General features: G+C 72.3%; 9 protein-coding genes. 4 read left to right on the top strand and 5 right to left on the bottom strand.

Translation table 11 applies throughout. From position 1 onward, the window contains the following. Positions 1-8: 8 nt before the first annotated feature. Positions 9-1,157, bottom strand: coding sequence for an acyl-CoA dehydrogenase family protein (locus FHR82_RS05735; RefSeq protein ID WP_184809123.1), 1,149 nt, complete (start codon positions 1,155-1,157; stop codon positions 9-11). Positions 1,158-1,248: 91 nt separating this feature from the next. Here FHR82_RS05735 and FHR82_RS05730 point away from each other — a divergent pair, with 91 nt between their 5' ends. Then, entirely contained in the window at positions 1,249-1,911 is a 663-nt protein-coding gene (locus tag FHR82_RS05730; RefSeq protein ID WP_184809122.1) for a winged helix-turn-helix transcriptional regulator, read from the top strand. Positions 1,912-1,914: 3 nt separating this feature from the next. Here FHR82_RS05730 and FHR82_RS05725 read toward each other — a convergent pair whose 3' ends face one another. After that, positions 1,915-2,745, bottom strand: coding sequence for an SDR family NAD(P)-dependent oxidoreductase (locus tag FHR82_RS05725; protein ID WP_184809121.1), 831 nt, complete (start codon positions 2,743-2,745; stop codon positions 1,915-1,917). A gap of 136 nt (positions 2,746-2,881) precedes the next feature. Between FHR82_RS05725 and FHR82_RS05720 the strand changes: the two genes are divergently transcribed. Continuing rightward, complete coding sequence (locus FHR82_RS05720; RefSeq protein WP_184809120.1) at positions 2,882-3,715, top strand: helix-turn-helix domain-containing protein; 834 nt, start codon at positions 2,882-2,884, stop codon at positions 3,713-3,715. 7 nt (positions 3,716-3,722) lie between these two features. On the opposite strand, the gene dxs is transcribed toward FHR82_RS05720, so the two are convergent. Beyond that, positions 3,723-5,645 (bottom strand): 1-deoxy-D-xylulose-5-phosphate synthase, encoded by a 1,923-nt coding sequence (dxs, locus tag FHR82_RS05715; protein WP_311770892.1) that lies wholly within the window; start codon positions 5,643-5,645, stop codon positions 3,723-3,725. A 98-nt stretch (positions 5,646-5,743) separates the two neighbouring features. On the opposite strand from dxs, the gene FHR82_RS05710 reads away from it, so the two are divergent. Beyond that, complete coding sequence (locus tag FHR82_RS05710; protein ID WP_184809119.1) at positions 5,744-7,147, top strand: hypothetical protein; 1,404 nt, start codon at positions 5,744-5,746, stop codon at positions 7,145-7,147. Positions 7,148-7,197: 50 nt separating this feature from the next. Further along, positions 7,198-8,826 carry a hypothetical protein gene (locus FHR82_RS47250; protein ID WP_184809118.1) on the top strand — a complete coding sequence of 543 codons (1,629 nt, stop codon included), beginning with the start codon at positions 7,198-7,200 and terminating at the stop codon, positions 8,824-8,826. On the opposite strand, the gene FHR82_RS05700 is transcribed toward FHR82_RS47250, so the two are convergent. Beyond that, positions 8,823-9,968, bottom strand: a complete 1,146-nt coding sequence (locus tag FHR82_RS05700) for a class I SAM-dependent RNA methyltransferase (RefSeq protein WP_184809334.1) — start codon at positions 9,966-9,968, stop codon at positions 8,823-8,825. The genes FHR82_RS47250 and FHR82_RS05700 overlap by 4 nt on opposite strands. Before the next feature lie 8 nt (positions 9,969-9,976). Next, complete coding sequence (locus tag FHR82_RS05695) at positions 9,977-11,995, bottom strand: APC family permease (protein WP_184809117.1); 2,019 nt, start codon at positions 11,993-11,995, stop codon at positions 9,977-9,979. Positions 11,996-12,049: the final 54 nt, after the last annotated feature.

Raw genomic sequence — 12,049 nt, 5'->3', positions numbered from 1 at the left:
GCGAGGCCTCACTCCGCCACGCCTGGGTCGCCCAGCGCGACCTTGCCCGCATAGGTGAGCGTGGCCTCGGGGGTGAGCGGGTGGAAGGTGCCCGCGCGGACGTCGCGGTAGGCGCGTTCCATGCCGGAGCGGCGGAAGAACGAGCGGCCGCCCATGACGTCCATCGCCAGGTCGACGACCTCGATGGCCGACAGGACCGCCTGACGCTTCGCCAGCATGACCGTGGCGAGGGTCCTGGCGTCGGCCACGTAGTCGTCGCCCAGGTCGTCCAGCGCGCCCATCAGGGACCACCACGAGGTACTCAGCTTCGCGTCCATCAGGCCGACCTGCCGGTGCACGCGCGGCAGCGCGGTCAGCGGCATCGGGCCGCGGTTGCCGGCTTCGATCGACCGCACCGCCCGGTCCCGCGCCCCGGCCGCGATGCCGTGGTAGGTCGCGCCGCCGACGGGTGCGAAGTGGACGGTCGCGGTGAGCAGCGGGGCGCCCAGCTCCCCGTACGGCCTGCGCCCGGCGATCTTGTCGGCCGGCACGAACACGTCCTCCAGCACCACGTCGTGGCTGGCGGTGCCGCGCATGCCGAGCGTGTCCCAGGTTTCCTCGAGCCGGACGCCCGGCGCGGCGAGCGGCACGCTGAAGTGCAGGACCTGTGCGTCCTCCCCCGGCTCGCCGAGCACGGCACACGTGGCGACGACCGTCGCGGCCGGCGACTGGCTGCAGAAGACCTTGCGGCCGGTCACGAGGAACCCGTCGTCGACCGGCACTGCTCTCGTCGTCGGCCACAGCCAGTCCGAGCCGCCGCTGGTGGCGATGACGATGCCCTCGTCGGCGACGCGGCGCAGCACTCCCGCCGCGTCGGGGGCGCCCTTGCGGTAGCGGTAGGCCTGCACGAGCGTCAGGTACTGGTGCATGGCCACGGACAGCGCGGTGGCGCCGTCGTGCCTGGCCAGTTCGGCCTGCGCGTGGCAGACCTGCCGCATGGACGCGCCGAGCCCGCCCAGTTCGGCGGGCACGGCTAATCTCAGGTAGCCGTGCTCTCGCATGGCGTCGTAGGCCTCGGTGACGAACGTGGCGTCCCGGTCGTGCTCGGCGGCGTGCTCCTGCGCGACGGCGCCGATCCGCGCGGCGAGTTCGGTGAAAGTGTCCACAGTGGTTGTCATGGCGGAGACGCTAGGAACGCCCGGGGCCCACGAGTAGTGCAGAAACTGAACCGCGCCCGTAACGGTCGCGCGGCGGCTGCGACCACTGGGCATGAGGACCTACGCGCAGTACTGCCCGATCGTGCGGGCCGTCGAGGTGCTCGGCGACCGGTGGACGCTGCTGATCGTGCGGGACATGCTCATCGGCGCCACCCGTTTCAACGAACTGGCCCGCGGCCTGCCCGGGTTGTCGCGCGCGCTGCTGTCCCGGCGGCTGCGCCAGCTGGTCAACGCGGGCCTGGTGCGCCGCACCCCCGACGGCTACGCCCTGACCAGTGCCGGCACGGACCTGCGCCCGCTCGTGTTCGGCCTGGCCGACTGGGGCGCCCGCCACGCGTTCGGCGACCCGCGACCGGAGGAGCTGGACCCGGAGCTGCTCCTGTGGTGGATGCACGGCCGCATCGACACCAGCGCGGTGACCAAGCGCGCCGTGATCCAGGTGGAGATCGCCGACCGCCGCCGCACGTACTGGCTGGTCCTGGAACCGGGCGACGCGTCGGTCTGCTACACCGACCCGGGCTTCGACATCGACGCCGTACTGGCCGCCGACCTGCCCACCCTGTACCGCATGTGGGAGGGCGAGATCGAGTTCCGTCACGCCCTCCGCACAGGCGACATCAACCTCACCGGCGCCCGCTGGATCGTCCGCGGCCTCCCGGACTGGCTGCAGCTGAGCGAGGTGGCCCCGATCGTCCGCGCCGCCCGCGGGGCGTGAGGCTCACGCGTGGTCCGTCGAGTGCGCCAGCTCGCGGCCCGCGTCGATGTCCTCGGTGAGGGCCTTCACCTTCGCGGTGGCGTAGACGCAGGCGTCGGACCCGAGGAGCTGGTGTCGCGGCCCGTCACCCGACTCGACGAGGGACACGATGGCGGTGGCGCCCTTGACGGGGTCGCCGAGCTGGCTGCCCTGCAGTGCCAGGTGGTCACGGGTCGTCTCGCGGATGTCCGCGTAGCCGTCCGCGGTCTCGGCGGGCAGCGCCAGGGAGTCCGTGGTGAGGAAGCCGGTGCGGAAGTAGCCGGGCTCCACGGCGGTCACCGTGATCCCGAGGTCCGCGACCTCGGCCGCGAGCGACTCGGTCAGGCCCTCCAGCGCGAACTTGCCCGCGCAGTACAGGCCCCAGCCGGGCAGGGCGGTGAGGCCCAGGATCGAGGAGACGTTGACGACGTGCCCACCGCGCTGTGCGCGCAGGACGGGGAGCGCGGCGCGGAGCACGTTCCAGACGCCGAACACCTGGACGTCGAACATGGCGCGGGCGTCGGCGTCGGTGGTCTCCTCGACGGCGGCGAGGAAGCCGTAGCCCGCGTTGTTCACGACGACGTCGAGACCGCCGAAGCGCCCGGTGGTGGCCGTGACGGCGGCGGCGACGGCCCGCTCGTCGGCCAGGTCGAGCTCGATGGGCAGGAGCCGCGTGGTGTCGGCGCCTGCCAGCGCCGTGGTGAGGCGTGCGGTCGAGCGGGTGGTGGCGGCGACGTCGTGGCCGCGGTCCAGGAGCTGCTTCACGAGCTCGAGGCCGAGGCCGCGGGAGGTGCCGGTGACGAACCAGGTGGACATGGTGGAAGCCCTTTCAGTCGATGACGACGTCCAGTCTCAGGACTTCCTCGGCCCCCGTGGGCGCCATGACCGGCCCTGTGCGACCTAGGACTCGGAGGTCCAGGCGGGACGGCGGAGGGCTTGGCACGATGGTGGGATGACGAGGGTCAACCAGGAGCTGGCCGACTTCCTCCGGCGGGCGCGGAGCAGGGTGGACCCGGCCCGGGCCGGGCTTCCGCACGACGGCCGGATCCGGCGCGTCCCGGGCCTGCGGCGCGAGGAGGTGGCGCTGCTGGCCGGCGTCTCGACCGACTACTACGCGCGCCTGGAGCAGGGACGGCGGATCACCCCGTCGGCGAGCGTGCTCGACGCGCTGGCACGAGCACTGGGGCTGGACGAGGCGGGGCGGACGCACCTCGGTCACCTGGTCGGCACCACGACCACGCGGCGGACCCGGGCCGTGCAGCGCGTGCGGCCGGGCCTGCACCAGTTCCTGGACTCCCTGGACAGCCACCCGGCGCTGGTCCTGGGCAGGCGCACCGACGTGCTGGCGAGCAACCGCCTGGCGAGAACGTTGTTCACCGACTTCGACGCGATGCGGCCTCTCGAGCGCAACTACGCGCGGTGGCTCTTCCTGGACGAGGCGGCGCGGACGCTGTTCGTGGACTGGGACGAGCAGGCCCGGGTGTGTGTGGAGAACCTCCGCCTGGAGCACGGCGGCGACGCGCGGGAGCTGGTGACCGAGCTCGCGGCCCGCAGCCCGGAGTTCCGAGGGTGGTGGGAGGAACACGGCGTCTACCAGCGCACGCACGGCACCAAGCGGCTGCGGCACCCGGTCGTGGGCGAGGTGTCCGTCCAGTACGAGACCCTCACCATGCCCGGCGACCGGGACCAGACCCTGTTCGTCTACACGACGGAACCGGGAACGCCTTCCCGCGAGGCGATGAACCTCCTGGCGAGCTGGGCCACCCCAGCCCCCCGGATGCCCTGAAGGAGCTTCAGGGCAGTTCGGCCGGGGCGGGGGTGTCGGTGCGGGTCGCGATCCACTCCGTGACGCGGCGGGCCACCTGTTGCGCGGTCATGCCGAGCTGCACCAGCACCTCGTTCCGCGTCCCCTGCGGGTGGAACTCCTGCGGCAGGCCGACGTCCCGCAGCGGCACGTCGACGTCCGCGTCGCGCAGGGTCGCGGCCAGGGACCAGCCGAAGCCGCCGTGGCGGCCGCTGTCCTCGACCGTGACGACCAGGCGGTGCGCGGCGGCCAGCGGGACCAGGTCCGCGGGGACCGGGGCCACCCACCTCGGGTCGATGACCGTCACGCCGATGCCCTGGTCGGACAGCCGGTCCGCGGCGGCCATGCCCAGCTCGGCCAGCGCGCCGACAGTCACCAGCAGCACGTCTGCCGACTCGTGCGGGGCGGGCCTGCGCAGCACGTCCACCAGGCCGCGCCGCTCCAGCGCCGCGACCTCGCCGCCGACCGACGCCTTCGGGAAGCGCAGCGCGGTCGGGCCGTCCTTCACGGCGACGGCCTCGTTCAGCTCCTCGCGCAGCGTCACCGCGTCGCGGGGTGCGGCGACCCTGATGCCCGGCACGGCACCGAGGATCGACAGGTCCCACATGCCGTGGTGGCTGGCGCCGTCCGGGCCGGTGACGCCGGCGCGGTCGAGGATCAGCGTGACCGGCAGCCGGTGCAGCGCCACGTCCATCAGCAGCTGGTCGAACGCGCGGTTCAGGAACGTCGAGTAGATCGCGACCACCGGGTGCAGCCCGGCCATCGCCATGCCCGCCGCGGACGTGACCGCGTGCTGCTCGGCGATGCCGACGTCGAACCAGCGGTCCGGGTACGCCTCGGCGAACTTCGCGAGGCCCGTCGACCGCAGCATCGCCGCCGTGATCGCCACGACGTCCGGGCGCGACTCGCCGATCCGCGCCAGCTCGTCGGCGAACACCGACGTCCACGACGCGGCGCCCTTCGCGGTGGTCAGCTTGCCGGTGACCGGGTCGATCGGGTCGGTCTGGTGCATCTGGTCCACCTCGTCGTTCTCGGCGAGGGGGTAGCCGCGGCCCTTGCAGGTCGCGACGTGGACGATCACCGGGCCGCCGAACTCCTTGGCGCGGCGCAGCGCGGCGTCGAGCGCGGCGAAGTCGTGGCCGTCGACCGGGCCGAAGTACTTCAGGCCGAGGTCCTCGAACATCACCTGCGGGGAGATCGCGTCCTTGATGCCGCGCTTGGCCGCGTGCAGCGCCGCGTACAGCGGCTTGCCCACGACGGGCGTGCCCTGCAACATCCGCTTGCCTGCCTCGAGCGACCGCTCGTAGCCCGGCGACAGGCGCAGCGACGCGAGGTGGTCGGCCAGGCCGCCGATGGTCGGCGAGTAGGAGCGGCCGTTGTCGTTGACGACGATCACCATCGGGCGGTTCTTGCCTGCCGCGATGTTGTTGAGGGCCTCCCAGCACATGCCGCCGGTCAGCGCGCCGTCGCCGACGACGGCCACCACGCAGCGCTTCTCCCCGCGCAGCTCGAACGCCTTGGCGAAGCCGTCCGCGTACGACAGCGCGGAGGAGGCGTGGCTGCTCTCCACGAAGTCGTGCTCGCTCTCGGCGCGGCTCGGGTAGCCGGACATGCCCTCGACCATCCGCAGCCGGTCGAAGCCGTCCTGGCGGCCGGTGAGGATCTTGTGCACGTAGGCCTGGTGACCGACATCCCAGATCACCGGGTCGTCGGGCGAGTCGAAGACGCGGTGGATCGCCATGGTCAGCTCCACCACACCCAGGTTGGGCCCGAGATGACCGCCCGTGGTCGTCACCTTGTCGACGAGGAACTCGCGGATCTCGTTCGCGAGCCTCGGCAACTGCTCTCCTGGCAACCTTTTCAGGTCCGCCGGGCCATGCACCGTGCCGAGCAGGGACTCCTCGTCGGTCACCGCTGGTCACCTCAGTTCTCAGATCGCGGGACGTCGCGCCGGTCCCGGCCAGTCTACGAGCGCACGCGCGGGCGGCGTCCGGCCCTACACTCGGCCGGGTGCCAGTCGCATTCGACACCGCCGGCATGGAGCGACACGACGAGCGAACCTGGTTCGACCCACGAACCGGCGACCAAGTCAGTCTCACCTACATCGGCATGGTGCCCGACATCCCCGCGCCGTTCGACGACCTCCCCCTGCTGCGGAGAAAGCTGGCCGAGGAGACCGCGGAGACCGGCTCGATCATCGAGGCGCACGTCGTGCGGCTCGGTGGGGTACCCGCGCTGTTCCAGCTGATCAAGCTGCCGATCCCCGGTCAGGACACCGGCCTGGCGTTCATCGCCGCGTTCACCGTCCCGCGCGCGGGCTGCAGCGCTGTGCTGCGCATCCAGTGCGCGGAGGGCCAGATGACCGGGCAGCGCGAGTCGACGGTCGCCTCGCAGGTCGGGTTCGAGAACTGCTTCCCGCCGCACCCGTACGCCCCGGACGTGCGCGGGCAGCTGCCGTACAACGTGGCCGACGAGGCGAGCTGGGACCAGCAGTTCCCCGACCACCCGCTGACCAGGGCGCGCGCGTGGGCACACCACATGCTCGCCACCGCGCAGGTGGACCCGCAGTTCGCGGCGTTACCCCCGTACGGGCCCGCGACGCCGCGGACTCCCCCGGCGCCCGCTGCCGAACCTGCCGCCGCGCCATCACCGACGCCTTCGCCACCGCCGGAGCCATCACCGTCACCGTCACCGTCACCGGCGCCTTCGCCGGAGCCATCGCCTTCGCCGGAGCCGCCGGTGCAGGAAGGTGACGTTCTGCACACCGTGCTCGTCGGCCTCCCCCTCGCGGGTTACCTCCCGCTGTGGCAGGAGAACGGAGTCACGTACTGGCGCATGGGCGACCCGGAGGCCGTCCGCGCGCGGCTCGGCGCGGGGGTGGAGTCCCGCTCGGAGATCGACTCCAAGCGCTTCCGCGAGGCGGCGATGTTCAGCCCGTCCCGCGGCACGCTGTTCCTCATGGACCGCTACCGAGACGAGACCGGCCACCTCGGCGGCACCAGCACCCAGCTCACCCCGGCGACGGAGGAGGAGGCGTACGCCGCGGTCGACGACAAGGCGCTGTCCGAGCTGTACACGTGGCTCGGCGAGGTGGTGCTGGCGGCGGTCCGGCGCAGCGAGTTCGTGGCGGTCGAGACCGGTGGCTGGCAGATCCCGATGACCCCGGTCGTGCTGGTCATGCTGAGGACCGACGGCCGCGAGTGGCACTCGGTCGTCGAGGCGTCGCCGGTGCCCGAGGGTGCGCCGGTGTGGCGGGACCAGCAGCCGGTGGAGGGGAACACCCAGGTGCTGGCGAGCCCGGCCACGGACCAGACCGTCCGGGCGTCGGGGTTGCTCACGAGGTTCGCCGTGTCCACGTGGGGTGTGCACCCGTTCCAGTTGGGACTGTCGTTCGGTCCGAACCCGACTTTGTGATTCGGTAAGGTCAGAGCTCACGTTCGGCACAAGAGGGTGGGGATCGAGCAGTGACCGAGCCGCAGCCGGTGATGGCGCAGGCGGAGCAGGACCAGCTGACTAGGCAGGTGGGGCGGTCGTTGTTGACCGTGGCCGGAGAGGGCTGGCAGCGCGTCAGAGCCGAGTACCGGTCGGCAGGCCGCCACATCGAGGTCGACGTCTTCGTGACGGGCCCCGACGGGGCAGAGCACCCGGTCCGGCCGCCGCAGGAGGTCGTCGAGGGCCTCGGCAGGCTGCGGCAGGGCATGTACCGCCCTGGCCGGGGGACGTGGCTGTCGGGTGTCTACCTGCTGGAGCCACCGAGCTCCTTCAGCGCCGAGTTCGAACCGGACGCGGAGCCTCGCTGGCGGCGGGTGCCCCCGCCCATCGGTTTCGCGGACGAGCTGAAGTTCTTCCCCCGCGCGGACGAGAACATCCCGGACTGGCTGCGCCAGCGCGCGGGCCTTCCGCCGCTCCAGCCCGCCGCCGCGAACGAAGCGGCCGGGCAACCGACCCCGCCGCCCGGCATCCCCGCGGGCCCGTCCGGCGGCCGGCAGGCCCCGCCGCCAGGACAGTTCGGCGGCCAGCCGGGACAGCACCCGCAGCGGGCCAGCGAGCCGACCCCGCCGCGTGGCGTCCCCTCGGGCCCGTTCGGCGGGCAGCAGGGTGGCGGCGAACCGACCCCACCGCCGGGCGCCCCGGCAGGCCAGTTCGGCGGCCGGCCGACCCCGCAACCGGGCACCCCGGCGGGCCCCTTCGGCGGCCAAGGGCACTCGCAGCCCGCTCCTGGTGGGGAACAGCCCCCACGGCCAGGCACCTTCGGCGGCCACGCAGCCGGGCCTTCGCAGCCCGGCGAGCCAACCCCACCACCGGGCATCCCCGCGGGCCTCTTCGGCGGGCAGCCAACGGGACAACAACAGCCTGGCGAAGCGGCAGGCCCCTACAACCAGCAGGGCACCGGCGAACCGACCCCACCGCCCGGCATCCCGGCAAACCCCTTCGGCGGGCAGCCTGCCGGGAACGAACCGACCCCACCGCCGGGCATCCCCGCGGGCCCCTTCGGCGGCCAACCAGCAGGACAACCGCAGCACCGGGACAACGCAGGCCCCTACAGCCAGCAGAGCGTCGGCGAACCAACCCCACCACCCGGCATCCCAGCGGGCCCCTTCAGCGGCCAACCGCAGCCCGGGGAAACCGCAGCCCCCTTCAACCAGCAGGGCAACGGCGAACCGACCCCACCGCCGGGTATCCCAGCGGGCCCCTTCGGCGGCCAACCAGCAGAGCAACCGCAGCACCGGGACACCGCAGCCCCCTACAACCAGCAGAGCGTCGGCGAACCGACCCCACCACCCGGCATCCCAGCGGGCCCCTCCGGCCAGCAGGGCAGCGGCCAACCGACCCCACCACCCGGCGTCCCGGCAGGCCCCTTCAGCGGCCAACCGCAGCCCAGGGAAGCCGCGGCTCCCTTCGGCCAGCAGGGCAGCGGCGAACCGGCCCCACCGCAGGACGTCCCGGCCGGGCCGTTCGGTCAGACCGCGAACACGCCCCAGGGCGGCGAGTCCTGGTTCGGTGGGCAGATCGCCGAGGCGGAAGGCAAGCCCGCCCCGCGCGGTTTCGGGGTGCCCGCCACGCCGTTCCCGCCGGACGAGCAGCGGCGCTAACGCTCCAGCAGCGCAACGCACTCCACGTGGTGCGTCATCGGGAAGGCGTCGAATGCCCGTAGCCGCGTCAGGGTGAAGCCGTGGCCGTGGAACGTGGACACGTCCCTGGCCAGCGCCGCCGGGTCGCACGCCACGTACACGACCCGGGAGGTCCCGCGCGCCACGATCGCGTCCACCACCTGCTTGCCCGCACCCCGCCGGGGCGGGTCGAGCACGACCACCGACGGGTCCGGGCCCGCGCCTGCCCCCAGCACCGCCTCGACGCGTCCCGCGAACACCCGCACCTGCGGCAGGTCCGACAGGTTCTCCGCCGCCTCGACGGCAGCAGGCCGGTAGGACTCGACCGCCATCACCGATCCCGACGGGCCGACCTGCTCGGCGAGCACCGCCGCGAACAACCCCACCCCGGCGTACAGGTCCCACGCCGACTCACCCGGCGCCAGCCCCGACCACGAAGCGACCACCTCGGCGTAGACGTCCGCCGCGTCCGGATGTGCCTGCCAGAAACCCGACACCCGCCACTCGCGCCGCGCCGCCCGTTCCACCGCGACCGGAGACGAACCCACGTGCGTGTGCGCCGTGGCGTCCACCGCGATCGTCAGTGACGAACCGGGAGCCCAGGTGCTGGACACCACCTCGTCGACGGTGCCCGGCGCGGAGATCGGGCAGTCGGACACCGGGATCACGCGGTGGCTGCGGTGCGCGAGGAACCCGGGCCGGCCCGCCGGGTCGACGGTCATCCGCACGCGGGTGCGCCAGCGCAGCGGACCGCCCGGCAGCGGCTCCACCTCCACCGGCATCGTCACCCCGGCCAGGCGGGACAGCTGCTCCGCCACCACCGTCGCCTTCAACGCGCGCTGCGCGTCCCACGTCGCGTGCTGCCAGTCGCAGCCGCCGCAGCCACCCGGGACCGCGACCGGACAGGGTGGTTCCACTCGATCGGGGGACGGGGAGAGCACCTCCACCGCGTCGGCCCGGCAGAACGACCCGCCCCGGTCCTCGGTCACGGACGCGATCACGCGTTCGCCCGGCAGGGCGTGGCGGACGAAGACCACCCGGCCTTCGTGCCTCGCGACGCAGTGGCCGCCGTGGGCCACCTGGCCCACCGTGACCTCGAAACTGCGGCCTTCCCACGACGTCACTGGCGATGTCACTGGCGATCCTTCTTCTCCGAGAGCCCACGCCGCACGGCACCCGGCGGCACCTCCTGGCGGTCGCGCAACCGCTCCTTACGGCGCAGCGACGACGCCAGCTGCCATGGCACGCTCGTCACCATCACGCCCGGCTGGAACAGCAGCCTGCCCTTGAGCCGCAGCGCGCTCTGGTTGTGCAGGAACTGCTCCCACCACCGGCCCACCACGTACTCGGGGATGTACACGGTCACGACGTCGCGGGGGTTGGCGGTGCGGATGCGCTTCACGTACTCCAGCACCGGCTTGGTGATCTCGCGGTACGGCGACTCGACCACCTTCAGCGGCACGGAGAAGTCCTCCTGCTCCCACTGCGCCACCAGCGCACGCGTGTCGGCCTCGTCGACGTTGACCGTCACCGCCTCCAGCACGTCCGGGCGGGTCGCGCGGGCGTACGCGAGCGCGCGGCGGGTCGGCAGGTGCAGCTTCGACACCAGCACGATCGCGTGGTTGCGGGACGGGAGCACGGTCGCGTCCCGAGTCAGCTCGGCCTCGCGCAGCTCGGCGGCGACCCGGTCGTAGTGGCGGCGGATCGCGGTCATCACGAGGTAGATGGCGGCCATCGCGGCGATCGCGATCCACGCGCCGTGCGTGAACTTCGTGATCAGCACGATCACCAGCACGGTCGCGGTCATGGCGAGACCGATCCCGTTGATGGTCTGCGACCGGCGCATCCGCTTGCGTGCCGCCTCGTCCTCCTCCGTGCGCAGGAGTCTGTTCCAGTGGCGGATCATGCCGCTCTGGCTCAGCACGAACGAGACGAACACCCCGACGATGTACAGCTGGATCAGCCGCGTCACCTCGGCGTCGAACGCCACGACCAGCACGATCGCGAACGCGGCGAGACCGACGATGCCGTTGGAGAACGCGAGCCGGTCACCACGCGTGTGCAGCTGGCGGGGCAGGTACCGGTCCTGCGCGAGGATCGAGCCGAGCACCGGGAAACCGTTGAACGCGGTGTTCGCGGCCAGCACCAGGATGAGGCCGGTGAAGAACACGACGTACCAGACGGCCGGGTCGAAGCCGCCGAACACGGCGTTCGCGAGCTGCGCGACCAGCGTCTTCTGCTCGTAGCCGTCGGGGGCGTTGACCAGCTGGTGCGCGGGGTCCTCGGCGAGCTTCGCCCTGGTCACGGTGGCCAGCAGGATCAGGCCGAGGAACATGGTGATCGCGAGGGTGCCCATCAACAGCAGCGTCGTCGCCGCGTTCTTCGACTTGGGCTTGCGGAACGCGGGCACGCCGTTGCTGATGGCCTCGACTCCGGTCAGCGCCGCGCTACCCGACGAGAACGCCCGCAGCACCAGGAAGACCAGCGCGAAGCCGGACAGGTGGTCACCCTCCTCGACCAGCTCGAAGTTCGCGCTCTCCGCGGGGATGTCGTCGCCGAGCAGGAACACCCGGGTGGCGCCCCAGATCACCATGGCGATGATGCCGATCACGAACGCGTAGGTCGGCATCGCGAACACCGAGCCGGACTCGCGGATGCCGCGCAGGTTGATCGCCGTCAGGATCACGATCGCGCCGACCGCGAACTCCACCTTGTGCGTCGCCACGAACGGCACGACCGAGCCGATGTTCGCGGCCGCGGAGGAGATCGACACCGACACCGTCAGCACGTAGTCGACGAGCAGCGCGCTCGCCACGACCAGTCCCCATCTCGGCCCGTGGTTGACGGTCGCGACCTCGTAGTCACCGCCGCCGGACGGGTAGGCGTGCACGTTCTGGCGGTAGGAGGCGACCACCGCGGCCATCAGCGCGACGACCACCAACGCGATCCACGGGCTGTACATGTACGCCGAGACCCCGGCGACCGACAGCGTGAGGAGGATCTCCTCCGGCGCGTACGCGACGCTGGACATCGCGTCGGACGCGAACACCGGCAACGCGATGCGTTTCGGCAGGAGTGTGTGTGCGAGACGGTCGGTGCGGAACGGACGTCCGACGACCAACCTCTTCAGCACGGACACGAGCTTGGGCACGGGACGACAGCGTAAGCGGTCCGGTCACCGGGATGGCGCAGCCACCGGTAGGTT

It is taken from the genome of Actinophytocola algeriensis (genome assembly GCF_014203735.1).
GTDB classification, from domain to species: Bacteria; Actinomycetota; Actinomycetes; order Mycobacteriales; family Pseudonocardiaceae; genus Actinophytocola; species Actinophytocola algeriensis.
The sequence above is the reverse complement of the archived record's forward strand: the minus strand, read 5'-3'. Positions and strand labels throughout refer to the sequence as shown.

Coding starts and splice junctions, on each gene's coding strand:
- FHR82_RS05735 (WP_184809123.1), bottom strand. CDS start 1,157: ATGACAACCACTGTGGACACTTTCACCGAACTCGCCGCGCGGATCGGC.
- FHR82_RS05730 (WP_184809122.1), top strand. CDS start 1,249: ATGAGGACCTACGCGCAGTACTGCCCGATCGTGCGGGCCGTCGAGGTG.
- FHR82_RS05725 (WP_184809121.1), bottom strand. CDS start 2,745: ATGTCCACCTGGTTCGTCACCGGCACCTCCCGCGGCCTCGGCCTCGAG.
- FHR82_RS05720 (WP_184809120.1), top strand. CDS start 2,882: ATGACGAGGGTCAACCAGGAGCTGGCCGACTTCCTCCGGCGGGCGCGG.